The organism is Wolbachia endosymbiont of Litomosoides sigmodontis (assembly GCF_013365435.1).
Taxonomy (GTDB): Bacteria; Pseudomonadota; Alphaproteobacteria; order Rickettsiales; family Anaplasmataceae; genus Wolbachia.
Window position 1 is genome coordinate 803,146 of the sequence record NZ_CP046577.1, and the last position, 25,241, is coordinate 828,386.

Consider the following 25,241-nt stretch of genomic DNA (forward strand, 5'->3'; position numbering starts at 1 on the left):
TGTAAAGCATATACAAACAAATTCTAAGAGATCTTTTTTAGAGAATTTTCTTTTTTTTACATTATCGCATATATAATGCGCATCAATAACATTACAAGAATAGCGGAAATAATTCCACCTAATTACCAAAAGCAACATAGATGTGAAATTTTAATACCTAATTTATAAATGCTCCTATTACCAATGCTACACCTGAAAGTATTAAATCTCCATCTACACAATTTCCCTAAGTTTAACAATAAAAATATTCTACAAAGCTTTAAGTCCTTTCTATCGTCATTAAGGGTGAGATAATCAGATAAGCAAAGCAATTTTTACGGTATTATTTTGAAAAAGAGTAAAAAAAGTTAGAACCCTTGACTTACAAATATTCCAGCTATTAACAATAGATAGCTAATTTTACAATTAGATAAAGCACTACTCAGTATCAATTCACGAATCGCTTTAATTATAAATACTAGAAATATACCAAATAGAAAAAAGGCAAAAGAATCCCTAGTTAATATCTATTTCCTGCATTGAAGTTTTTAATACCAATTCTCTGTTAGTGGATCAAATAAGTGACATTGCAGAGTTGTTTAATTGCGATATGAAAAAGAGAGGTAATAAATTTGCACAAAGTGCCCTCACACAAAGCAATTGTATTATAGACTTTATTATGTAATAGAATTGAGCTCAAGTGAATATGGTATTAAGTATGTAATCTCAATATTTTTAAGTACCTTTAAATTTTTTGATTTATGCTAACTAGAACAATCCGTGATAAAAAAGGCTTCTCGTGTTCTTAAATATTACAATATTTGTTCAAGAATATATTCATACAATCAGTGTTGACATTCGGTACAATAAGATAGAATTCTCTCCATTTTTAGAATCAACTGCACTGTAAAGATAAAAATTTTATCTACCCAATTTTGCTTTAATCTGTGTTCTAACACCTTTTTTTAATTATCCATGTCAAACTTTCTAATGTGTGTCAAATTGTGATTCATCAAAGATGAATAGCCCTTGTTCAGGTGCCCATTAATAGTACCATTAAGTTTTTTTTAACTCTTCTTGTTTATCTTTATCTTGTTCATTATGGAGATTAGTCTAGGCGTAATGTACGAAATTTCATTTTTGCATACTACGTATACTGCAGATCTGCTAATATTCAAGCTAAATTTTTCTTGGATTTTTATTCTCATTTCTTTAATGGTAATATTGGTTTTCTTGTATCCACATTTAACTTGTTTAAATTAACTCTAATTCAATCTAGTTTTGCTACAACGTTAAGGGAGAGCAGGTAATTTTTCTTCTCTTCTAAATTTTAGTGCTTTATCCATACAGTTAGTATTATTCTTAAAATTCAGCATATTCTTTGCTATGGCTATTATACTGTGCTTTTTCCCACAATTTTACAGCACTTAGTTTTTTACAATATATGCGTTACTTCACATTTCCTTCAGGATTTTTTACTGATTTCACGATTTTTTTATCTAATAATTTTAATTACAATGCCATTTAAACCTTGCTATTTTATTTACTGCAGCATGATTTTTCTTTCCAATTATTATCTACCAGTTTTTTATATAGCTGGAATTAGAACACAAAACACGAGAGGGTTTTCTTGTCATAGATTGTACTAGTTGGGGCGTAAGTCAAAAAATTTAAAGGCACATATAAAAACGTCAGTATTATATACCTACCACCACACTCACCTAACCCTTTCTTATTGAGAGACTTTGGTTGTATATAGGAACAGAAAATTTTGTGTAATAAAGCCTATAATGTAGGTACTTTGCTTAAGAGTGTTTTGCAAATTTGTTACCACTCTTTTTCACTATATAATTAAACAACTCTGCAATGTCACTTATTTGACTAATTGAAAATGAGAATTAGTCTACTAACTCCCTATTTTAAAAATTTGACGTTGAATGCCTTATAGGTGCTTTTCAATTTAAATAGGCAAAAATCCAGAATTCTATAAAGACATAATATATACATATTACAAAAAACTAAACGCTAATACGCTAAATACACAAGATCTTTTTGCCATTTCAACTAACCTGCCCAAATTAGTTATATAAAACAGCTCTTATATTGCCAGGGTAAAAGAGCTGGCCCCTAAGGTAGATCAAATAACTTTTTGCCTTCTATGAGACACTTTTACCTACCAATAATGGTTATACCCTAACCATAAATTGACTAAATTAGGTGAAATATTTTTTTCATGTAGTAATTCTTGAAAAAAGAGCGGGAGAAGGGACTCGAACCCTCGACCTTAACCTTGGCAAGGTTACGTTCTACCAACTGAACTACTCCCGCAATTAGTTTAGATTAATTCCTTAATTATAGACATATACAACAATTTGTAAACTACATGCATACTAAAATGTGAGGAATTATATCCATATATTTGTGTACTTAAAACTTACTTTCAATTATTATTGACGTTTTGTTATTCTACAAAGCCTTATGAGGATATTTGTATATAAAAACGACTTGCCAATTAGTTCAATACCAGATAATGTAAGGTCTATAGCTGTTGATACAGAAGCAATGGGCTTACTTCATGTAAGAGATAGATTGTGCCTTATACAGCTCTCTTTTAATGATGGAAACGCTCACCTGATTCAATTCAAAAATGATTATACAGCTCCAAATTTAAGAAAAATATTGGGAGATAAAAATATAACTAAAATATTTCATTTTGCACGATTTGATGTTAGCATAACACGTTATTATCTAGAGACTTGGGCGCTTCCATGCTATTGCACAAAAATAGCTTCACGTTTAGTTCGCACCTATACAGACAATCATAGTCTGAAAGAGTTATGCTTAGAGCTACTTAATACTAAATTAAATAAGCAGCAGCAATCTTCTGATTGGGGAAGTGAGAATTTAACAGATAAACAAAAAAGTTATGCTGCATCCGATGTTCTGTATCTTCATAAGATAAAGGAAAAGTTAGATTTAATGTTGGAGCGTGAAAACAGAAAAGAGTTAGCACAAAAATGCTTTGAATTTCTTCCCGCTCGTGTTGAATTAGATTTAATGGGATGGGAAAATGTGGATATCTTTAATCACCAAATGTAGTGCTTGTAAAAAATTTTTCGCTTACCAAAATGTTTAAGGCAGCTTTTTAAAAACTCTTTATATTAATTTTTACACTCCGTGGATCAAATAAGCGATATTGCAGAGTTATTTAATTACGTAGTGAGAAAGAAAGGAAAAATTTGAATAAAGAAGTGCTCTCAAGCAAAGCAACTACATCATAGGCTTTATTACACAAAATTTTCTATTCTATATACAACCAAAAGTCTCTCAATAGAAGATGGTTTAGGTGAGTATGATAGTAAGTATATAATTTCAACGTTTTTAAGGTGTCTTTAAATTTTCCGATTTATACCATTAGCACAATCCATAATAAGAAAGGCTTCTCATATTCTTAAATATCGTAACATTTATTCAAGAAACATATTCATACCAATTAGTGGTGATAATAATCCTGTGCAAATAAGCTAGAATGCTTTCCATTACTAGGATTAACTGTATTGTAGAGATAAAAATTCTGTCTACCTAACTTTAACCTGTGTTTTAACGCCTTTTTAAACCACCAGTATCAACTTTTGAAAAAGTATACCAAATCACAATTCACCAAAGGCGAATAACTCTTATTTAGGATACTTACCAATAACCTCATTAAGGTTCTTTTAAAACCCTCCCCTTATCCACCTTTATCTTACACTCATTATGAATTATTGGTCTTGGCGTAATATACGTAACCTCATTTTTTGGACGTTACAGTGTACTGTAGACTTGTTAACATTCAAGCAAACTTTTCTTGGATTCTTATTCTCATCCTTTAATGGTAATATTAGATTTTCTTGTATTTATACTTCAACTCGTTTAAATTACTCTGATTTTCTTCTCTTCCAAGTTTTAGTGCTTTATCATGCAGTTAATACTGTTCTTCAAATGCAACATATTTTTTACTATGGCTGTGTTATACAGTACTTTTTTTCTACAATTACAGCATTTAGTTTTTTTGCAACATATACGTGTTATTTCACACTTCCTTCAGCATTTCTTTTATGACTTTTCTTCTCCATTACTACCTATCCGTTCCTTCTACAGTAGAAATTGATCTTATTATGTACTCAAACCTTGGAATTTTTATTCTAAATATACAGTTTTGCTATTTTTATGCAACAAACTTAATGTCAAGAAATTTACTAAGCAGAGAAAATAAAAAGAACCAAAGGTAGCTAGTACTTAAAAAGTTTCCTTATAAAAATATATAGAGCTAAGGAAGCTTGTCAAGTGGTTTTACACTTCTACAAGTTATTTTTGGATAAAATCCTTAAGCACAGCTAATATTAACTTCCAATGTCATATCTGAAAAAACCTCCTGGCCATTCTAAAAAATTTAACGCAGAGTACACTTTACTCTTAGCTTCTTCTAAAGTATTCCCTTCTCCTACTATATTCAATACTCTTCCTCCATCGGAAATCCAATTGCCGTTTTCATCTAACTTAGTACCAGCATGAAACACCAATACACCAGGAATGCTTTCAATTTTACCAAGTCCTTTAATTATATCTCCCTTTTGATAGCTACCTGGGTAGCCTTTACTTGCAACAACTACACAAACTATAGCTTTGCTATTGAGCTCCACTGCTTTAGTACTTAACTTTCCCTTTGCAACTGACAACATTAACTCCAACAAGTCACAACTTGCATCAAATCTAGGTAATATAGATTGTGCTTCAGGATCACCAAATCTAACATTATACTCAAGAAGTTTTAAACTATCTTTGCAAATCATTAAACCAGCAAAAAGCACTCCTCGATAAGGAGTTCCCATGTTAGCCAATGCTTGAATTGTAGGATATATTATTCTTTGGATAATTTTTTGTTCCATATCCTTACTTATAATTGAAGGTGACGAGTATGAACCCATACCTCCAGTATTTTGACTATCATTATTCTCATCAGCCCTCTTATAATCTTTTGCACACCCAAGGGTTGCTACTTTTAATCCATCAACAAGAGCAAAGAAGCTTACTTCCTCTCCAACTAAAAATTCTTCTATGATTATTTCTTCGCCTGATTTACCAAATTTTTTTTCCACCAACATTGAATCTATTGCTGAAAAAGCCTCGTTTTCTGTATTGCATATCACCACACCTTTACCTGCTGCGATTCCATTTGCTTTCACCACAAGTGGCAATCTTATTTTATTACTGCGTATAAAACTTTTCGCCAATTCTTCATCAACAAAACATTCGTACTTAGCAGTTGGTATACTGTATTGCTTACATATTCCCTTGGTAAAGGATTTTGATGCTTCGAGTTTTGCAGCTGCTTGACTTGGAGCAAAAACATTTATTCCCTCTGCAACTAAGTTATCAGCAAGCCCATCAATTATTGGTTGCTCTGGACCAATAATAACTAACTCTATATTTTCCCTCTTGCAAAATTGTGTCACATCAATTGAATTTTGAATATTTATATTCACAAGAATTCCCAGATTTTTCATAGCTGAACGTCCAGGAGTGATATATAATTCGGTTAAGATAGGAGACTTTTTTAAAGCCCAAAGCAAAGCATGCTCACGTCCACCAGAACCTATAACCAGAACCTTCATCTCTATTTCCTCGTTCTTATATATCAAGAGTATTATTTGTTTATAACAATATCATTACTCATGTATTTTTGCAACACGTTTGGTATTATAATCGACCCATCAGAATTTTGATAATTCTCCATTATGGCAATAATCGTTCTTCCTATAGCTAAAGCTGAGCCATTTAAAGTGTGAACATATTTTTTTACCCTTTTATCCGTTTCTAAAGAGTATTTAGTGCTCATTCTCCTTGCTTGAAACGCACCACAATTTGAACAGCTTGATATTTCTCTATACTTATTTTGCCCAGGTAACCACACCTCTATATCATAAGTCTTTTGTGCAGCAAAGCCCATATCGCCGCTACATAGTAGCATTACTCTATATGGCAATTCTAATTTTTTTAATATCTCTTCAGCAACGCCTATCATACGCTCAAGTTCATCATTTGATTGATCCTCAGTTGTGATGCTTACCAACTCTACTTTACCAAATTGATGTTGCCTTATCATACCTCTAGTATCTCGTCCCGCACTACCAGCCTCTTTACGAAAACATTCTGAATATGCAGTAAAACGAATAGGCAATTCCTTTTCCTCCGCTATTTTATTAGCAACTGAATTCGTTAAAAACACCTCGCCTGTAGGAATTAATCTTAATTCGCTGGTAGTTAAGTATGAGTCATCAGAAAATTTTGGTAGCTGACCAACGTTATACATAGCCTCATTTTTTACTAATGCCGGGTGATATACCTCAGTATAGCCAAATTCATTAACATGCATTTCAAGCATAAAATTTATTAGCACTCGCCCAAGCTTAGCTAACTGCCCTTTTAATATTGCAAATCTTGATCCAGAAATTTTTGCTGCTTGCTCAAAATCCATTAGACCCAACTCTTCTCCCAGCTCATAATGAGACTTTGGCACAAAATCAAATTTCCTTTTTTCTCCATATTTTCTCATTTCTAAATTAGAATTCTCACCCGCACCTATTGGTACATCTTGCACAGGGATATTCGGTAAACTAGACAAGATATTAATTAATTTATCTTTTTCTATTTGCTCCTTTAAGCTGATTGCTTCTATCTCATTTGTGATATTTTTTGATGACTTTACTTGCTCTTCACAAGAGCTCTTACTCATTTTAAGCTTTTTTATTTTCTCAGTGATTTCATTGCGTTTTCTATTCAAATCCTGCAATTTAGTAGTCAATGACCTTTTCTCGCAATCAATTTTTAGTATCTCTTCTGCAGAAAATTCTTTCACTCCCCTGCTTTTCATTGCTTTTTCAAAGCTTTCAGAATTTTGGCGTATATATTCTATATCATGCATACATTGTGCTACTACTGATACTATTACTGTACTTTAAAAGCTTTTAATACTCAATACTTTTGCACATATCATGAAATAGATGCTAAGCTCATCATGGTTGACTTTACCCTTAGGATTTGTTTAAATTTAGTTAACTTGCATTCACAGAGTAAATATGTCAGGCACTATAGAAGAAAGCATTTGCTTTATTAAGCTCAAGGTCGGTGAGAAATTTGCTATTTACACTTTTAGTATACATCTAGCAGCTACGTTTACTATTAGCTATTTGGGATTGATAATAGGATCTTCACTCTCAATCTTACCACTTGCTGTGCTAATCTCTCATCCTATAGTTTGGATTGTGATATGGACAGCTCTTGCAGTAGCATATAAAATTATTGAGATTTTATATCATTCAGTAAAGGATTATGTCAATGCAAGAGAGAAAAATCAAAAGACTCTAAGTGAGAATAGTGTTATTAGCAGTGAATATGGCTCAAGAAACAACAATCATAGAAGCTCTATCTCTATGGCATCAAAAGATAGTGATTTGGGCAGTAAAAAGTTTAATGAAGATTTACAAACTCTTGTACATCAGACAAATGGAGGAAAATATGCTTACTGGCTACAGCAGCACGATATTGCTCATATTGCAAGAATTAAATATGGATATTCAGAAAGCTCTTCGAATGATGTATTTTTCTGCATTCCTGGCAATCTTGAAACTTTGAATGAAAGGTTAATAGAATACGAAAATAAGGTAGAACAAGAAGATCGAAAAGTAACGTTTACTTCAGTGGTAAATTTAAGAAATCGTCATTGGACCACATTAGTTATTGCATATAATCCAGGCAGTGGGCAATTTAGAGCCTATTACTGTGATTCTTTTAGTGCCAAACTACCACGTTTTGGCAGTCAACGTAGTAATATAGAAAACGCAAATGAAATTAAAAACGATTTAATGCTTCCTCTCAACAAGCAAGCTTGGGCATTAAATACACAAGGAAAAAAAGAAATGAGCAAAGATGTGCAAGAAACAGCACAAATGTGTAAGAAAAGAAAGGATGGATTAGTTAACATTCCAATAAACACTGATAGTATAGTAAGTGCATTGGAAGCAGCTTTGGGAATTGGGAATGATGATATAAGAAGCTCTTCGATTAAGCAGCAAAATGATGGTTATAACTGCGGAATATTTGCATTAGAAAATGCTCATAAAATTACACAAATGTTTAAGGAAAATAAATCATTTGATGAGATTGATGCAGAGCTATCAAAATACAAACCTGATTTAAAGCAATTAAAAGAGAAAAGAAAAGAATTTGCTGAAGCACTTATGAATGATACAGAATGGAAAGAACATTTAAAATACGGATTGTTATGTGACCTTCCGCCAAGCACACAAACATCTATTGCTTTAAAAGAGCAAAATGTTCAAGCTTGTACACCATGGATTTACAATAAAAAATTGCCATTAACTCCATGCCCCTGCAGATAGGAAATGTGATGATTGATTCTCCTGTGATCTTAGCTCCAATGTCTGGAGTGACAGATTATCCATTTAGAAGCATTGTAAAGAAACTTGGTGCAAAATTGTTAGTGTCAGAGATGATTGCAAGCAGAGCTATGATTATGCAAACTCGCCAAAGTATACAAAAGGCAAAGGTTGATGACTTAACTGCTGTGCAGCTTGCTGGATGCGAGCCAGATGTAATGGCAGAAGCTGCAAAATTAAATGAGAACATGGGAGCTAAAATCATAGATATAAATTTTGGTTGCCCAGTTAAAAAAGTTGTAAATGGTTATGCAGGATCAGCGCTAATGCGCGATGAAAAAAAGGCTGCTAAAATAATAAAGGCTGTAGTCAAAGCGGTGAACGTGCCAGTTACGGTAAAAATGCGTATCGGGTGGAATGATGAAAATCGCAATGCCCCACGTTTAGCAAAGATTGCAGAGGACCTTGGAGTAAAGATGATAACTGTGCATGGAAGAACAAGGACACAGCTTTATAATGGTCAAGCAGATTGGAAATTTATTAGAAATGTTAAAGAACAAGTAAAGATTCCGGTAATAGTAAACGGCGATATTAAAAATATGAATGATATTCAAAACGCACTCAAAGAATCTGAAGCAGATGGAGTAATGATAGGTCGTGGTGCTTACGGCAGGCCTTGGTTGATTAATCAAGCAATGAACTTTTTAAGTGGAAGTGAAATTTCTGAGCCAACAGCTTCAGAGAGACTGAACATCATACTTGAGCATTACGACAATATTCTCGAATATTATGGAAATGACATGGGAATAAAGATGGCACGCAAACACATAGGCTGGTACAGCAGCGGGTTTAAAGATTCATCTGAATTTCGCATGAGAGTAAATAACACAATAGATAGTATGGAAGTAAAAGAAAATATAGTTAGCTTCTTTAGTCAAATATGAATTAGGTACACCTTAAGATTCCTCCAGTATTTTTACACACTAAATTAACTATAGCACTTGATTCTTTTTGAATTTCCTCTTCAATTAAGGTGTGAGTCGGAGAACAGAAAGTAACTGATAATGCTATAGACATTTTATTCGGCTCCATGTTATTTCCATGGTATACGTCAAATAAGAAAGCTTCCGTGATGAGCTCTGAGCTTTTTTTTACCATGTTAACTATTTTACCAACTTCTATATCCCTATTTACAATAAACGCAAAATCGCGCTTTACGCTTTGATACTTATAATCAATAAAATTTTTTCTTCTCACAGGTAAATTTTCAATATTTTCTAATATCATCTCAAAGCTTACAATTTTTTGTTTAATATTAAAAAGACCTAATATATCAGGATGCAACTCCCCAAAACAACCTATCACTTTATTTTTGAAGAAGAAAGTGCCTGACTTACCTGGATGATAATATTCTTTTTCTGCTTTTTCTACTGTTAAATTTTCATAACTGACATTAAAAAACTCCAAAACTGCTATTAAGTCAGCCTTTGCATCAAAAATATCTATCTTCCTATCAGTATTATAATGGTTTCTCGGCAAATTATTGCCTGTTCTTGTTCCACTCAAAACATACTTAGGTTGATCAAGACTATCATAAACCTGTCCAATCTCAAAAATTGCAAGATCAAAAATTCCATTGACAATGTTGTCGGCGGTAACTTGCAATAAATTTGGAATGATACTTGGCCTCATTATATTGAAATTACTATTAAATGGATTATCAATGATAAATAACTTATCTGAGTAGCCAAATTTTTCAGCCATCGATTCACTCATAAATGACCAAGTGAGCACTTCATAAAATCCTCTACTTGCCATCAAAATGCGCAAATCACCGTGCGTATTAATTTCTACATCAACGCTGTCTATTAGTGGCTCCTCTTTTATTTTATCATATCCATATATTCTTACTACCTCTTCAATTAGATCGGCAGATATAGCAATGTCCGATCTCCAGCTTGGTACTTTTACATCCCAATTATTCTCAGTTTTTTTATCAGTGCTAAACCCTAATTTTGTTAAGATATCAAACATCTCATTAGGCAATATAGACACACTTCCAAACTTGTTTACATCTTGATAATTAAAACTCACCTTAGTATCAGCCTCATCTAAGCTGCCAGCAAACACTATATTTGAGGCTTCCCCACCACACAAATCAACAATCATCTGAGTTGCAAAATGGAGCCCATCAAGAACAAATCCAGGATCAACTGAACGTACAAATCTGTAACTCGAGTCTGTGGAAATGTTAAGTTGCCTTGAAGATTTAGTAACAGAGATAGGATTAAACCAAGCAGATTCTAAAAAGATCTCAGTAGTTTCAAGTGTACATCCACTGCACTCACTACCTATAATTCCAGCAATTGCATGAATATTCTTACCATCAGAAATAACGCTTATATCATTATTTAATAAGTACTCTTTACCATTTAAATCAGTAAATTTTTCTCCATCATTTGCTTTGCGTACTATAAGTTCTCCTTCTATTTTTCTTGCATCATACACATGCATCGGGCGACCAAATGACATCATAATATAGTTAGTAATATCAACTATTGCAGAAACAGAACGCATTCCTATTGACTCCAGCCTATCTTTTAACCACCTTGGGCTCCCCTTATTTCTCACATTGGAAATGTATACTCCACTAATAAAGCTCTCGCCATCGATAACCTTAACATTTATAGAAGAACTCTTTGTTATTCCAGACTGGAATCTATCTTGAATTCTTACATTATGCACTGAAATAGCATTAAAACGAGTTAAGGAACTCAATGTCCCAATTCCAGTTGCTGCCAAATCTCGAGCTATTCCATACACGCTCAGACAATCTCCACGATTTGCAGTGACATTTATATCAATTACAGAATCACAATTGAAAAATTTATCCCCCACTTTATAATCATCAGAAAGCTCAATTATCTCTTTGCTTTTTTCTTGAGCCAAGGTAAGCTCAGAAGCAGAGCAGAGCATTCCTTCACTTAGCACCCCTCGTACTTTCATGGTCTTAATTGTAAGATTACTTTCTGGCAATGTGCTGCCAAGAGATGCAAGTACAGTCTTTAAGCCTTCTCTAACGTTATTTGCTCCACAAACTATTTGTAGAGTTTTATTTCCATCATGTACTTTGCAGAGCTTCAACTTATCAGCATCGGGATGAGGTATTACTTCCAATATTTTTGCAACAATAAATCCAGCTAATTTGGTATTGTTGACCACATCCTCTACTTCTAACCCTATATGAGTTAACTTATCAGTGATTTCTTCTAAACTAGCATTGGTTTCTAAGTACTCTAGTAACCAAGATAATGTAAACTTCATGAATCCTGAAAGAAACAAAAAAGTTATTGTAATATAAAATGTAATGCTTTTAAAGTTTGTTGTAGCAAATGGCTTCTCTATTACAAGAAACAATAGAGAAGTTTATAACTAATTCTTATTATTAATAGGTTAATAAGTGACATTGTAGAGTTGTTTAATTGTGGAGTAAGTGAGAAGAGAGGTAATGAACTTACACAAAGCACACTCAAGCAAAGTAATTATATTATAGACTTAATTACGCAAAATGTTCTGTTTCATATGTAACCAAAATCTTTCAATAGGATTGAGCTCAGGCAAGTATGATGATAAGCATATAATTTTGATATTTTTAGGTATCTTTAAATTTTTTAACTTATTCTAATTAGCACAATCTATGATAGAAAAGTCTTTTTGTGTTCTAAACATTACGACATTTGTTCAAGAAATATATTCATACAATCAGTGTTGATATTCGGCACAAATAAGCTAGAGCTCTCCATTTCTAGAATTCACTACATTGTAGAGATAAAAGTTTTGTCCATTTAATCTTACTTTCACCCATGTTTTAACGCCCTTTTTAGATCACCAATCCAACTTTTAAATGCGTGCCAACCACAATTCATCAAAGATGAATAACTCTTAATTCATGATACTCACCAATAACTTCACTAAGTTTTTTTACTCTTCCTGTTTACTTTATATCCCGTTCATTGTGAATTAATTTTGGTGTAATATACAAAAATCTCATTTTTTTATATTACGATATACTACAGACTTGCTAACATTTAAGCCAAATTTTTCCTAAATTCTCACTCTCTTTATCTTTAATGATAATATTAGTATTTACTTATATTCACACTTTAACTTGTCCAAATCGACCATTATTCAATCTAATTTTTCTACGACGTTAAAGATAAGCAAAAAATTTTTCTTCTCTTCTAAGTTTTAGATACTTTATCCATGCAATTAGTGCTGCTCTTGAAGAGCAACATATTTTTACTACAATTACAGCATTTAGTTTTTTGTAAAATATGAGTTATTTCGCACTTTTTTCAGCACTTCTTTTGTCTACTTCACAAACTTTTTATCCAATAATTTTGATTCTAATGCCATTAAAAAAACCTGATATTTTACTTACTTCAGCAAGACCTCCTTTTCACTATTGTTTACCCATTTCTTATATAGTAAGATTAATATAAGAAAAAAAGCCTTGGCTAATATCCATTTAAAAACATTGGCATTTTTTTACATTTTAAATAATTAATAACCATAACTTAGTTGCTTTTTAATGCAACTAAATCCTAGCATAAATATTAAGAAACTCACTAAGTAGAAAAAAGTAAAAAATATCCTGTATTAGATAGTATTTACTCTAAACTCTCTATAAGGGCGTTCCAGCTTATGTAGCTAAAACTTAGAAAGGTTATAAAGACATAGAATGCACATAGTGTAAAAAATTAAACATAAGACGCCAATTATATGATACCTCGTCACTTAATCTACATAAATTAAAGACCAACTAAACACCTTAAATCTACGACAAGGCTTACCAAGTAGTTTTTCGGTTTACCTAAATGACAGCTAAGCAAAAACTATATGGTTTGTAAAAAGTCTAGTGTTATATGATCCTGTACTATCTTAAATTCTTGACTTCATCCTATAGAATTAATACCTTATTTACTGTTACAGTCTAAATCTATAGGGTAAAAAATGGAATTAAATCCACTAGAACAGTTTAAAATACATACAATAGTAGAATTACCTAAATTATTTGGGCATGACATAAATTTTACCAACTCATCCCTTTTTATGATGATTTCAGTAGTACTGGTCATACTTTTCTTGCTCTTAGGTATAAGGCAAGAGGCAGTAATACCAGGCTATTTGCAAGCTGCGGTCGAGTACGTATATGATTTTGTTATTTCCATAATAGAAAATAACACTGGAAGCAAAGGCCTAAAGCACATTTCGTTGGTATTTACAGTATTTATTTTCATTTTATCGTGTAATTTAGTTGGTGTGCTTCCTTATAGTTTTACGGTTACAAGTCATGTGATAGTTACTTTTACCTTATCACTGATAGTTTTCACTTATACAACAGTTATTGGATTCAAAGAAAGAGGAATAAAATTTTTACGCATATTCTTACCGGAAGGCATCCCATCATGGCTTGCACCCATGATGGTTTTTATTAAGCTACTTGCTTACTTGGCAAGGCCTATAAGCTTATCAATAAGGCTTACTGCAAACATGATCGCAGGCCATACAATTATCAAAGTAGTAGCAGGGTTTATTATGAATATGCATTTGACTCTAACCCCTGTACCGTTTCTGTTTATAATTGCATTAATAGGATTCGAAGTGTTTGTTGCAATTCTACAAGCTTATATATTTACTATATTAATGTGTATATATTTATCAGATGCGGTAAAGTAATTGACTTCTCTCCAGAATATTTTATAATTAATACATAAAGAAATAGTTAAAGGTAATATATGGAATTAGTAGCTTTAAAGTTTATAGCAATTGGTTTAAGCGTACTTGGAATACTGGGAGCAGGTCTTGGTGTAGCAAGTATATTTTCTACTATGCTAAGTGGGCTTGCAAGAAATCCTGAATCGGAAAGTAAAATGAAAATTTACGTTTATGTTGGTGCCGGTATGGTTGAATTTACAGGGTTGCTTGCATTTGTTCTTGCAATGCTATTGATGTTTGTTGCTTAACATATGCCACAGCTTGATGTTTCAACTTTCTTTTCTCAAGTTTTTTGGTTTTTAATTTTTTTTTCTTTACTGTTTTTTGTAGTACGCTATTCATTTCTGCCAAAGTTAGATAGAATAATAAATACTAGAAGTAAAAAAATATTAGACTCTTTTAATAGTTCCATTTACCTTCTAATGCTCATAGAAAATCAGACTCTTAAATACAATCTAGCTTTAAATCAAGCTAGGATACAAGCTAAAAAAATCATAGATGATGCACTAGTCCAAGTAAAAAAGATGACGGATGACGTAAAAAATACATTAGAAGAGGAAGATAAAAAAATAAGCAAGCTTATTGAAGAAGGAGTTGCAAAGTTTAAGTCTGAGTACACTGATGAGTTAAGGCAAATGGCTACTAATATTGCCTTGATTTATTACAATAAGTTAACTAATTCTGAAATTGAAGAGGAATTTGTTGCTAATTTGATATCCAAAGAATTTTAGGAGTTCTTATGTCTACATCACTGATTATTGGTCTTGCTTTTTTTGTAGGCTTTATCCTTTCATATAAGTCATTAAAGAAAGTGATTAAAAATGCTCTTAACAATAAGCGCAACAAGAGTAAACTTACGAATGAAGAGATTGAAAAATTCAGAAGAGATATGTTAGAGTATTACAAGAAATCTTCTGAAAAATATAAAAAATTAGATGAAGAAGTTAATAAAATGATGAATGAAGCGTTTGACAAGGCTGATAGTATCATTAAACACAATAGAAAACAACTAGATCAGACGTTAAATAACAATGCCCGTTCTCACTTGAAGAAAGTTACTGACCAAATTGAAAAAGCCATTGGAGGTTTGCAAGCTAACACAGCAAACATAGCCGCTGATGCTGTAAAGAAAATAATGCAAGAACATAAGGATAATAAGCGCAGTAGTGAGATCATATCTTCATTCTCACGCAACCTAAATAAAAAACTGCATTAGGGGTTTAATTAAGGAAAACTCTTCTATTATAAATCTAATACAGCATCTTTTACAGTTCAAATACGCAAATTGAGGCATCAATCATTGGATTAAGATACGCTACAGTGATGGCCATGTATTAATAAAAGCAGATGGCGAACAAATTTTAAATTTCCTTATATTTATACTATAAAATACCATGACTTCTCAGTCAAGAAAATCAAGTTAAGCTTAGTATTCTTTGCTTCTTTCCTTATTGTAGATTCAATTTTAACTCTAACAGAGAAATATATACATTTTACTTTAATGTTAATATTTATAGTTAGATATTTTAGTTATTTATTTAAATTTATAACTACTATTTTTAGCTTATGCGAAACATCTAACCAAAAAATGGATTAGAATAAGATGAACAAAGTATGGTAATAGAGCAATTGATTGAAAGTACAAAAATTTGGATCACTCAAGACTAAAATTAGACATAAAGCTTCTTATAGAAAGTAATGAATCAAGAAATACTTGCAGCTATACCTAAAATAAGGCCAGGTTATACAATAATGCTATTATTTTAATAAGAGATGTGATAATATATGATGCAAATGACAACTTAGATCCATTACAGTTAAAAAAAAACTGATTGAATTTGACCAGAGTAAGATAAGTTAGTTTATGTGCAGACAAGACTGAATTACTATAATCACAATCACAACTTTCTGACAAAATCCTTTTCTCTAGAATATATGAATTAGTTCCAGCGCTTATGCCTGGATTTCAAAAAATGAATATGATGATACCTTTGGATAATAGCAGTAACCATTTTTCAGTAGAGAGATTTAAAGAAAAGTGTTTTTCTGTGGTGTTTATAACGTTAGTGAACACACTGATACTTGGGTTTAAGATTACAAAATATGGACACCAAATTAAAATTATTGATTTTGGGAAACATTAGAAGAATCACCAACTACTATGTCTGCTTGGATTAAATAACAAGCACGTTAGATCAAGGGCTACATGCAAACTTATATTGTTCATTTTTAAAATATGAAATTACTTTATAAACATACTGCACTTAAAGGAATTTTGCTATTGAACCTTTTTGTTGACTCTGCAGCTCGTAATTTTTCACTACTCAGTTTTTATTGTTTTCATTGATATCAATTCAAGTTTAAATGAATTATTTTTGTCTTGCTTTGTAGTGATATACATTACTAATCTGATTCTTTTGACAATAGTCATTAAGCAACAAAAGATGCCTTTTGATTTTTATATAGCATCGGCATTTTTTCTTGTCTATAATCTGTTGCATAATGTTACAGCTTTTCGCACCCTGGAGAATTCATTATTCACTCTCAACAATGGAATAAAACTCAGCATGATTTATGAAACAAAAGAGATCAAAATCCATAGCTATTTGGCTATTTCTCTGCTCTATCATGACAATCCTCATGGTAGGAATCGGTGGATTCACTAGACTTTCAAACGCAGGACTATCTATAACAGAGTGGAACCCAATTACCGGAGTACTTCCACCACTTAACAAGCAAGATTGGTTACAAGAAAAATCGAAATATGAGGCTACACCTGAATATAAAGCATTTAACTATGGTATGAGCATGGAAGAGTTTCGTGCTCTATATTTAATAGAGTATATACATAGATTAGCTGCAAGGCTAACTGGACTGATTTTTATTCTACCATTTATATATTTCACACTAAAAAAAAGAATATCTAAAAAGATAGCAATAAGGTTATCTATAGCACTATTATTCGGAGTCTTGCAAGCTTTTGCTGGGTGGTATATGGTTAAAAGCGGTTTGGTAACTAAACCTCATGTAAGCCACTATATGCTTGCACTTCACTTGCTGTTAGCATTGGTTATTTTTGCATTATTATTATATCAATTTTTTGATTATCAAATTAGGCCAAAGCAAACTAAACTTAAGATTAGTGGTAACAGTATACACTATACAGGAATAATCTTGACCCTAATTGTAGTACAGATAATTTTTGGAGCGTTTGTTGCAGGATTAAATGCTGGTTTAATTTACAATACTTTCCCACTAATGGATGGATACATTATCCCAAAAGATTTATTTTTCTTACGGCCTACATGGTTAAATATCTTTGAAAACAGAGCAACAGTACAATTTATACACCGAGCACTAGCATTGTTAATCCTGGCTTTGACAACAACACTCACAATAAAAAATACCAGTGTAAAACAAGTGTATGCTATGCTACTCTCCATCATCATCCAAATAATCTTAGGAGTGGTCACTTTGTTGATGCACATACCAATAATTACTGCTATAGCTCATCAAATATTCTCATTTATCTTATTTGGATCAGGTTTATATTTCCTATGTTATTTAAGAAAGCAAAGCTAATACTACATCACCAATCTGTACATTTTTTCCTTCTTGAACGAGAACATTTTTTATCACCATTTCCGCTTCAGCACATATAATATTTTCCATTTTCATTGCTTCCACAATAAATAAAGGTTGTCCTATTTCTACCTGATCTCCTACGTTTACATGTAATTTAACTAATAAACCTGATATTGGAGATTTCACGACATCTATTGAGACCTTTTCTGCTTTATTATTTAACATTAACTTACTTAACTCAGCTACATGAGGTTTAAATATACAGCACTCAGCCTGCATTCCTGCATGTCTTATGAAGTATTCACTGCCTTTTTTTTCCACTTTAAATGTTATATTAGTATCATCATTAATTGTAATACATAGTAACCTATAACTTGATTTCCACTTACCACTTACAGAATACATGTTATGATTGTATATTGTCGTTAAAACATTATCTTGGTACCTTGCATTTACAAGATATTCATTGTCATTTATTCTAACCACAAACACTTCATCAATCAATTTACCGTAATACTTTTCCTTACCTTCTAAATGAATATATAACCCAGCAAAAATAAACATTTTAATATATTCCTCTGTAACAAAATCACCATGAAACCCACTTGGATAATAATCTGGAATGAATCTTGTATGGAGCTTTGCTGCAATAAAATTTGGATTGTGGAAGATAGATTCTAAAAATTCTATATTACTTGTTACCCCTCCTATATAGCACTCAGACAACGCTTTTTGCATTCTACTGATTGCTTCTATTCTATCTTTCCCATATGTTATTACCTTTGCAATCATCGAGTCATAGAACACACTGATTTCTGAGCCTGCAGAGACTCCATCATCCACTCTTACATAATCATTTTCATTTGGTTTATCATAGTATTTTATACTTCCATTCGAAGGGAAAAACCTCTTTGATGGATCTTCAGCACAAATTCTACTTTCTATTGCAGAACCGATCAATCTAATATCTTCTTGACTGAACCTTAATTTCTCTCCACAGGAAGTTCGTATCATTTCTTCTACTATATCTATTCCAGTTACAAATTCTGTAACTGGATGCTCAACTTGCAATCTCGTGTTTACTTCAAGAAAATAGAAGTTTTGGTCCTTATCCACAACAAATTCAACAGTACCTACTGAAAAATAGCCAACTTGCTTTGCTAGGGAAATACATTGAGAATACATCTCTTGTTTTACTTTCTCACTAATGAATGGTCCTGGCGTTTCTTCTATTATTTTCTGATTATTCCTTTGTACTGAGCACTCCCTCTCTCCAAGACACACTACATTGCCATATTTATCTGCTATGATCTGTATTTCGATATGTCTTGGTAGCTCTATATATTTCTCTATAAAGATACTACCATCCTTAAAGCTCTTCTCCGCTTCGTTTACTGCTGATGTGAATGCTAATTCAATTTCCCTTTTGGAGTTTACAACTCGCATACCTTTGCCACCACCACCAGAAGCTGCCTTTAACATAACGGGGAAACCAATCTCTTCTGCAACCTGAGCTGCATGAATAGCACCACCAACCTTACCAATATATCCTGGTACTACATTGACTCCAGCCTTTCTTGCAACTTCTTTTGCTGTTATTTTGTTAGCTGTAACTTCTATTATTTCTGCACTTGGTCCAATGAAATCTATATTATGTTTTTGTAGAGCACATGGAAAATCTGAATTTTCTGCTAAAAAGCCGTAGCCTGGATGCACAGCTTGTGCACCTGTTTCAATTGCCACTTCGCACATTTTCTCAATATTTAAGTAACTAAGACAAGCAGGTGAAGGACCGATATACCTTGACTCATCTGCCTGCCTTACATGCATAGAATTTATATCTGCATCTGAATATACACATACACAAGATATACCCATTTTACGGGCAGTTTTAATAATTCTGCAGGCAATTTCCCCCCTATTTGCTATTAAAATCTTACTGTACTTCTTTTCTATTACCATACAAATACACTTTCTTAACTTAAGAAAGTAAATTTCTATATCACCTCCTACAAGTAATTTCCTTTCTTCACATATAAGTGCCAGGTGCTACTATTTTTGCAGCGCCCTTAGCACTGATATTTTCCATTAGAGTATTCACATCACTCAAGTCATATATCTCTTCAAATACCTTAAACGACAAACATGCAACCCCACCAGAAGCGATTGTCGTTACCGAAACTAGTGCAAGTTCTTGAGAACACAGGTACAGAAAATATAAAGATAAACATAAGGCAGCAATATATACTATAGTCCCTACTACATATAAGCACAGGCGAAATTTCTTATTACATAAAATGCTCTCTTTTATGCCTGCAATTTTTCTTATATCCTCTTTATCTTCCTTACTAACCATATCAAGGGGAGTCCTTTTTGTGGAATCAGTTAACGCACATCTACTACTTAATGCACTTCTAACGTAATTCTTAAACTTTTCTAGCTTTTCTGGATCAGACTGCAATTTAGCTTTTTCCGAATTCAAGTGCTCAAATATTCCTTCTACTACTTTTGGCAGTATCTGCATCCTTGCTGCTATATGAAATGGATTTATGTTACTTTCGCTATATTCTAATAAACGAACATCATTTTTAATACTTTTCTTGAAAATAGATAAAAAAACTTCAACATTTCTTATCTTTGCAGCTAAATGCAAGAGATTGTCTCCATTTGCTATTAATTTTGCTTTATCGGAAGGACCTGTATAACACCAATCAAGTGCATCTATATTGCTTAAAAGCAGATTTTTTATATATTCAAGTTCTCCCATCACACACCTCAATTATATTTAACTAATATTAAATTATATATCATAATTTACGAAAAATAAATACAATTAATCCTCCAGGGCAAATAATTTATAGTAATTCTAAATTGTCATAAACATAGATTTTAGCTATCATCGTTTACATTGCTATAATAAACAAATATGCCAAATATAGTTACAAGATTTGCTCCATCACCAACAGGGTTTTTACATATTGGTGGGGCTCGTACTGCCTTATTTAATTGGCTCTATGCAAAGTACCATGGTGGCAGATTTTTACTTAGGATTGAGGATACTGACAAGAAACGCTCAACACAAGAAGCAATTGATGCGATAATAAATGGACTAAAATGGCTCGGTTTGAGCTATGACGGAGAAATAATATACCAATCAAAAAGAATAGAACGGCACATTGAAGTTGCAAATCTTCTTATTAAAAAAGGTAAAGCATACCGCTGTTATTGCCCTAAAGGTGAGGTTACAGAAAAGAAAGTAAAAGCGAGAAAGAAAGGAAAAATATATAAGCACAAGTGCACTAGTATCATACCAAATGCAAAGCCAGTTCTCCGCTTTAGGGTGCCAGATTCACAAGATATTGTTGTAAATGATAAAATATACGGCCAAATTAAAGTAAATAGCAATCAACTTGATGATATAGTGATCTTACGCTCTGATAACACTCCAACGTATATTTTTGCAGTGGTAGTTGACGATCACGATGCAGGAATAACTGATATAATACGTGGTTCTGATCACCTCACTAATACCTTCAAGCAAATACTAATATATCAGGCTCTTGATTTTGACATTCCACGTTTTACGCATGTACCGCTAATTCATGGAGAAGATGGAAATAAGCTGTCAAAAAGACACGGTGCAATAAGCATTTGCTACTACGAAAAGATGGGAATATTACCAAAAGCGATGCGTAATTACTTACTGAGACTTGGGTGGAGTCATGGCAATGATGAGATTATTGACGATGAGCAAGCAATAGAGTGGTTTAATTTAGAAAACATTGGTCGTTCGCCTGCACGGCTTGATTTTAAAAAATTGGAGCATTTGAATAACCATTATATTAATAATATGAGCAATGAAGATATTCTAACTCTGATATTTAAAGAAAACACTCTAGCTGATAAAAAAAAGGACTATTTATTACAAGGATTAACAGAACTAAAAAAAAGAGTAAACTACTTGACAGAATTGCTGGATTTAGCGGAGTTTTATATAAAAGATCCACCCTTTAGTTTAAGTGAAGAAGCTGAGCAAGTTGTCAGATCTAATTTCAATATAATCAAGTTACTTGCGTCATTTCTCTCAAATGTCGGGAATGAAAGCTGGAACAAGGACTCTCTGTCCTCTCAGATCAAGGAATTTTCAAAGTTGTATAATGTCAAAATGAGCAATATTTACCACTCATTACGAGCTCCTATAACTGGAGTAATGGATGCACCAGGAATCATTGATATCATGATAATTCTTGGCAAAGATGAGTGTATAAGGAGATTGCAAGCAATTTAAATGAATAAAAGAAATTACTTAACAAATTTTTACAGCACCTTAATTATAGTACTAAAGGTACTTAGTTATCTTCAATCTGTGCAGTTATAATGACGAAGTGCCACGTAGTTGGTGCCTCGTGTTTAATTTTTTTGCACTATGTATACCTCATACTTCCACAACATTTCCAAGTATCTTACTCATATGAGATGAAACGCGTTTACAAACGTTTAAGGCAGTATAGAACGCCAACTTGCAGAATTAGAAAATAAACAATTTCTACTACGTGATTATTTTGCCTTTTCTGCTTTAATAAACTTCTTAAAATATTTATAGCTAAAGCAGTTTAGTGTAAAGGCAATACAAGACTATGAACGATAAATCAATATTGCTTTAAAGAGAGTACCCATGTTTTCAGTCAACCTTAAAAACTCACTAAAAATCTTACCCCTTTGTTCATCACTTGCATTTTTTATTAAAGCCTTAGTTCTTTCTTTTATACCAAAAAGATGTAAAAATTCTCTCTGAGTTGAAATTTCACAGTCTACATGTTTTAATGAATCTCTTAACGCTTGAAAATTTACAAGCGCAGTAATATCACTATTACCAACATTTTCAAGAAAATTAACATACTTGTGTTGTTTTACCGATTGCAAAGTGCTTTTGTAAGAAGAGTATACATAACCATAATCTACAATTAAAGCAGCTCCTCCGTTATTCATTAACTTATCTTCAAGCATTTTTAATATTTCAATCCCAGCTGAACATACTTCCACTACTGCACCATCAAAACCCTTTATCTTCTCAGAGAATGACATTGAAATCCAGTTTTTGGGTAATTTCATTGAAAATGTTGAATAGCGTGCTTGTTTGCGATCAACTTTTCTAGATTTTAGTGCTATGCTCTGAGAAGATAAGGAAAGAGCATTAGAACAATAAGAAAGTGGCACTGGAATAACAAGAAATGGACATTGAGATGATGTTACATCATCCTGCTTTGTCACTCTATTTTCATACCACTCTCCATTACGATATACAAATTGATCTATCGGAAGAGCATCGAAGAATTCATTCGCTAAAAAAATGGTTGGTTGTTCCGGTAGATTATAAATATTTTCGCACCAACTAATTCCTAAACCTTTTAACTTTTCCTTTTGTATTTTCTGCAAAGCAGGACTTATCTCAATCAGGTAAATGGCCATTGAACTAAAAAAGCTGCAATATTTTTCAGTAGCTCTTATTATATCATGAACAAGTGTTCCTCTACCTGGCCCAAGTTCAACTAGAGAAAACCTTGATGGCTCCCCTAACTTTTTCCATGCATGCATTACCCAAACTGCAATTATTTCACCAAATAATTGACTGATTTCAGGCGCTGTAATAAAATCACCACTTTTACCAAGCGGTAATTTATTCATGTAATAGCCATACTCTTTATGATATAAAGCAGCATTCATAAAATCACTAATGGATATTGATCCTTGGCTTTTATCAATTAATTCATGTATATAAGCAAGCATATTATTAATAAATGTTTAACTATAGCGTGTTATACTATAAGATAGTAGAATATTTTTATATATAGTATAAATTTAAAAGCTAATAAATAGTGCTTTAATTATGGACGAAGAAAACGTTACTCTTATGCTTCAAAAGAATAATATTAAATATAAGTTTAAAGAAGCTGTCAATTTTTCAGAAAATAAGGTTATAAGTGCTGACGGGCTAACTTTAGTAGAAGTATTTCAAGCGTTAGTCCAAATGTTAAGTAGCGATCTAGAATTAGTAAAAAAAGTGCTAGCATACGCTAATATTATGGCAAAGCATGGAATGAAGCTCGCAAAAGAGTCGCAATTGAGTAAAGCTGATGTTTACCGAGCTTTAGAAAGCAAAGAAAATATTTCTCATAGACAAAACTTTATGAATAAACTTCCTCCTCTATCTGCTGTAAAGCCGATCAAAAAGAAAAGCAGAGTTTTTTAGATGGCTAACTCTATAAGAAAATTTACTGTGCAGTGTAATTTCAAAGGACAAAGCTCACCTTTTACCATATACATAGGAAATCCAAAAAGCGACACTCATCCAATACATTATCAAGATTTATGGCTTGTAAAAGAACGTGGAGGAAACATCCCCAATAAAGTCAAAGAAAGTCTACAGAAGTTACACAAATTATCTCAAGAAAATGGAATTCCTTTTTCAGAGTTATGCACCTATGCCATTACTATAGTTAATAACAATGATAAAAAAAGTAAAAACAAGAAATGAGATAGTTTAATCTCTCAATATTTCATTTATGGAAGTCCTCAATCTCGTCTTTTTATTTACTTTTTTTACTATAATTGCACAATAGATTGAAATATTATTTTCGAATAAAGTAGATCCTGGTATCACCACAGAATAAGGTGGCACTTCGCCATAAAACACCTCATTAGTTTCCCTATCAATGATCCTTGTTGACGCTCCGATAAAAACTCCCATGCCTAAAACAGACCCTTCTCTTATTATAACACCTTCAGCTATTTCGCTACGTGCGCCAATGAAGCAATTATCCTCTATAATAACTGGAGAAGTCTGAATAGGTTCTAAAACTCCACCAATTCCCACTCCTCCAGAAATATGACAATTTTTCCCTATTTGTGCACAGCTACCAATTGTTGACCAAGTGTCTATCATTGTACCAGAACTAATATATGCACCAACATTGATAAAACTTGGCATAAGAACAACGTTTGTGCCTATATAAGCAGATCGGCGAACAAAACATCCAGTAACTGCTCTAATTTTTGACTGATAAAATTCTTCTTCACTCCATCCATCAAATTTGTTATTGACTTTATCAAACCACCAACCGGTATAACCTATCATTTTACTCTCTTCAGTAAGAAAATGTAATGATATTGCCTGCTTTATCCATGTATGTACTATCCACTTCCCATCTGACAGCCTTTCTGCTACTCTAATTTTGCCACTATCTAAAAGTTTGATTACTTTTCTAATTATTACTCTTGCTGCTCTTTGCACACTGCAATCGCTAAGTTCACTTCTATTTTTCCAAATATTCTCTATATCACTCTGTATTTTTTCTAATTGCAAATCTACCATTTACTATATATTAACAATAATTTATAATTTCTTATAATTTAGCTTGTCACTACTTTACATGCAAGTACCATAAAAATAGTATGTAATAA

General features: G+C 32.4%; 18 protein-coding genes, 1 tRNA gene and 1 pseudogene. 11 read left to right on the plus strand and 9 right to left on the minus strand.

The genetic code is table 11. From position 1 onward, the window contains the following. Positions 1 to 2,234 precede the first annotated feature (2,234 nt). Positions 2,235 to 2,307, minus strand: a tRNA-Gly gene (locus GOY07_RS03260). Positions 2,308 to 2,457: 150 nt separating this feature from the next. Here GOY07_RS03260 and GOY07_RS03265 point away from each other — a divergent pair. Next, the gene (locus GOY07_RS03265) at positions 2,458 to 3,078 is read left to right on the plus strand and encodes a ribonuclease D (protein WP_175838184.1); all 621 of its coding nucleotides are present in this window, start codon (positions 2,458 to 2,460) and stop codon (positions 3,076 to 3,078) included. A 1,283-nt stretch (positions 3,079 to 4,361) separates the two neighbouring features. Here the strand turns inward: GOY07_RS03265 and purD are convergent. After that, positions 4,362 to 5,633 (minus strand): phosphoribosylamine--glycine ligase, encoded by a 1,272-nt coding sequence (gene purD / locus GOY07_RS03270; RefSeq protein ID WP_175838186.1) that lies wholly within the window; start codon positions 5,631 to 5,633, stop codon positions 4,362 to 4,364. Between the two features lie 32 nt (positions 5,634 to 5,665). Next, entirely contained in the window at positions 5,666 to 6,943 is a 1,278-nt protein-coding gene (gene serS / locus GOY07_RS03275) for a serine--tRNA ligase (protein WP_175838187.1), read from the minus strand. Positions 6,944 to 7,097: 154 nt separating this feature from the next. On the opposite strand from serS, the gene GOY07_RS03280 reads away from it, so the two are divergent. Together GOY07_RS03280 and dusB are read left to right on the plus strand one after the other, a co-directional pair. Beyond that, positions 7,098 to 8,420 carry a hypothetical protein gene (locus tag GOY07_RS03280; protein ID WP_175838189.1) on the plus strand — a complete coding sequence of 441 codons (1,323 nt, stop codon included), beginning with the start codon at positions 7,098 to 7,100 and terminating at the stop codon, positions 8,418 to 8,420. Continuing rightward, a complete protein-coding gene (dusB, locus tag GOY07_RS03285; RefSeq protein ID WP_175838190.1) occupies positions 8,405 to 9,361 on the plus strand; it encodes a tRNA dihydrouridine synthase DusB in 957 nt (318 codons plus the stop codon). Before GOY07_RS03280 ends, dusB begins: the two co-directional genes overlap by 16 nt. A gap of 1 nt (position 9,362) precedes the next feature. Here the strand turns inward: dusB and pheT are convergent, their stop codons facing one another. Both pheT and GOY07_RS03295 read right to left on the minus strand, forming a co-directional pair. Next, entirely contained in the window at positions 9,363 to 11,741 is a 2,379-nt protein-coding gene (pheT, locus tag GOY07_RS03290) for a phenylalanine--tRNA ligase subunit beta (RefSeq protein ID WP_175838192.1), read from the minus strand. Positions 11,742 to 11,870: 129 nt separating this feature from the next. Continuing rightward, a pseudogene (locus GOY07_RS03295) lies at positions 11,871 to 12,779 on the minus strand (IS630 family transposase). A gap of 651 nt (positions 12,780 to 13,430) precedes the next feature. Between GOY07_RS03295 and GOY07_RS03300 the strand changes: the two are divergent. The 5 genes from GOY07_RS03300 (at position 13,431) to GOY07_RS03320 (ending at position 17,777) form a co-directional block, all read left to right on the plus strand. After that, entirely contained in the window at positions 13,431 to 14,156 is a 726-nt protein-coding gene (locus GOY07_RS03300) for a F0F1 ATP synthase subunit A (protein WP_175838193.1), read from the plus strand. A 59-nt stretch (positions 14,157 to 14,215) separates the two neighbouring features. Beyond that, positions 14,216 to 14,443, plus strand: a complete 228-nt coding sequence (locus GOY07_RS03305) for a F0F1 ATP synthase subunit C (RefSeq protein WP_175838195.1) — start codon at positions 14,216 to 14,218, stop codon at positions 14,441 to 14,443. 3 nt (positions 14,444 to 14,446) lie between these two features. Then, on the plus strand, positions 14,447 to 14,926 hold the full coding sequence (locus GOY07_RS03310) for a F0F1 ATP synthase subunit B family protein (protein WP_175838197.1): 480 nt from the start codon (positions 14,447 to 14,449) through the stop codon (positions 14,924 to 14,926). A gap of 8 nt (positions 14,927 to 14,934) precedes the next feature. Next, positions 14,935 to 15,411, plus strand: a complete 477-nt coding sequence (locus tag GOY07_RS03315; RefSeq protein ID WP_175838199.1) for a hypothetical protein — start codon at positions 14,935 to 14,937, stop codon at positions 15,409 to 15,411. Between the two features lie 1,358 nt (positions 15,412 to 16,769). Further along, positions 16,770 to 17,777 (plus strand): COX15/CtaA family protein, encoded by a 1,008-nt coding sequence (locus tag GOY07_RS03320; RefSeq protein ID WP_175838201.1) that lies wholly within the window; start codon positions 16,770 to 16,772, stop codon positions 17,775 to 17,777. On the opposite strand, the gene GOY07_RS03325 is transcribed toward GOY07_RS03320, so the two are convergent. After that, complete coding sequence (locus tag GOY07_RS03325; RefSeq protein WP_175838202.1) at positions 17,760 to 19,742, minus strand: ATP-binding protein; 1,983 nt, start codon at positions 19,740 to 19,742, stop codon at positions 17,760 to 17,762. The two genes, GOY07_RS03320 and GOY07_RS03325, sit on opposite strands and share 18 nt — an antisense overlap. A 67-nt stretch (positions 19,743 to 19,809) precedes the next feature. Next, complete coding sequence (locus GOY07_RS03330) at positions 19,810 to 20,547, minus strand: hypothetical protein (protein ID WP_175838204.1); 738 nt, start codon at positions 20,545 to 20,547, stop codon at positions 19,810 to 19,812. A gap of 159 nt (positions 20,548 to 20,706) precedes the next feature. On the opposite strand from GOY07_RS03330, the gene gltX reads away from it, so the two are divergent. Further along, complete coding sequence (gene gltX / locus GOY07_RS03335) at positions 20,707 to 22,068, plus strand: glutamate--tRNA ligase (protein WP_175838206.1); 1,362 nt, start codon at positions 20,707 to 20,709, stop codon at positions 22,066 to 22,068. Positions 22,069 to 22,415: 347 nt separating this feature from the next. Here gltX and GOY07_RS03340 read toward each other — a convergent pair whose 3' ends face one another. Beyond that, a complete protein-coding gene (locus GOY07_RS03340) occupies positions 22,416 to 23,567 on the minus strand; it encodes a class I SAM-dependent methyltransferase (protein WP_175838207.1) in 1,152 nt (383 codons plus the stop codon). 100 nt (positions 23,568 to 23,667) lie between these two features. Here GOY07_RS03340 and GOY07_RS03345 point away from each other — a divergent pair, with 100 nt between their 5' ends. Continuing rightward, the gene (locus GOY07_RS03345) at positions 23,668 to 24,030 is read left to right on the plus strand and encodes a hypothetical protein (protein ID WP_175838209.1); all 363 of its coding nucleotides are present in this window, start codon (positions 23,668 to 23,670) and stop codon (positions 24,028 to 24,030) included. Beyond that, positions 24,031 to 24,315: a DUF2610 domain-containing protein gene (locus tag GOY07_RS03350; RefSeq protein ID WP_175838211.1), complete on the plus strand. Its 285-nt coding sequence runs from the start codon at positions 24,031 to 24,033 to the stop codon at positions 24,313 to 24,315. It begins immediately after the preceding gene. 6 nt (positions 24,316 to 24,321) lie between these two features. Here the strand turns inward: GOY07_RS03350 and dapD are convergent, their stop codons facing one another. Beyond that, on the minus strand, positions 24,322 to 25,152 hold the full coding sequence (gene dapD, locus GOY07_RS03355; protein ID WP_175838213.1) for a 2,3,4,5-tetrahydropyridine-2,6-dicarboxylate N-succinyltransferase: 831 nt from the start codon (positions 25,150 to 25,152) through the stop codon (positions 24,322 to 24,324). Positions 25,153 to 25,241 lie beyond the last annotated feature (89 nt).

Bases quoted from the DNA above. Each gene is read 5' to 3' on its own strand.
- GOY07_RS03265 (WP_175838184.1), top strand. From the start codon at position 2,458: ATGAGGATATTTGTATATAAAAACGACTTGCCAATTAGTTCAATACCA.
- purD (WP_175838186.1), bottom strand. From the start codon at position 5,633: ATGAAGGTTCTGGTTATAGGTTCTGGTGGACGTGAGCATGCTTTGCTT.
- serS (WP_175838187.1), bottom strand. From the start codon at position 6,943: ATGCATGATATAGAATATATACGCCAAAATTCTGAAAGCTTTGAAAAA.
- GOY07_RS03280 (WP_175838189.1), top strand. From the start codon at position 7,098: ATGTCAGGCACTATAGAAGAAAGCATTTGCTTTATTAAGCTCAAGGTC.
- dusB (WP_175838190.1), top strand. From the start codon at position 8,405: ATGCCCCTGCAGATAGGAAATGTGATGATTGATTCTCCTGTGATCTTA.
- pheT (WP_175838192.1), bottom strand. From the start codon at position 11,741: ATGAAGTTTACATTATCTTGGTTACTAGAGTACTTAGAAACCAATGCT.
- GOY07_RS03300 (WP_175838193.1), top strand. From the start codon at position 13,431: ATGGAATTAAATCCACTAGAACAGTTTAAAATACATACAATAGTAGAA.
- GOY07_RS03305 (WP_175838195.1), top strand. From the start codon at position 14,216: ATGGAATTAGTAGCTTTAAAGTTTATAGCAATTGGTTTAAGCGTACTT.
- GOY07_RS03310 (WP_175838197.1), top strand. From the start codon at position 14,447: ATGCCACAGCTTGATGTTTCAACTTTCTTTTCTCAAGTTTTTTGGTTT.
- GOY07_RS03315 (WP_175838199.1), top strand. From the start codon at position 14,935: ATGTCTACATCACTGATTATTGGTCTTGCTTTTTTTGTAGGCTTTATC.
- GOY07_RS03320 (WP_175838201.1), top strand. From the start codon at position 16,770: ATGAAACAAAAGAGATCAAAATCCATAGCTATTTGGCTATTTCTCTGC.
- GOY07_RS03325 (WP_175838202.1), bottom strand. From the start codon at position 19,742: ATGGTAATAGAAAAGAAGTACAGTAAGATTTTAATAGCAAATAGGGGG.
- GOY07_RS03330 (WP_175838204.1), bottom strand. From the start codon at position 20,547: ATGGGAGAACTTGAATATATAAAAAATCTGCTTTTAAGCAATATAGAT.
- gltX (WP_175838206.1), top strand. From the start codon at position 20,707: ATGCCAAATATAGTTACAAGATTTGCTCCATCACCAACAGGGTTTTTA.
- GOY07_RS03340 (WP_175838207.1), bottom strand. From the start codon at position 23,567: ATGCTTGCTTATATACATGAATTAATTGATAAAAGCCAAGGATCAATA.
- GOY07_RS03345 (WP_175838209.1), top strand. From the start codon at position 23,668: ATGGACGAAGAAAACGTTACTCTTATGCTTCAAAAGAATAATATTAAA.
- GOY07_RS03350 (WP_175838211.1), top strand. From the start codon at position 24,031: ATGGCTAACTCTATAAGAAAATTTACTGTGCAGTGTAATTTCAAAGGA.
- dapD (WP_175838213.1), bottom strand. From the start codon at position 25,152: ATGGTAGATTTGCAATTAGAAAAAATACAGAGTGATATAGAGAATATT.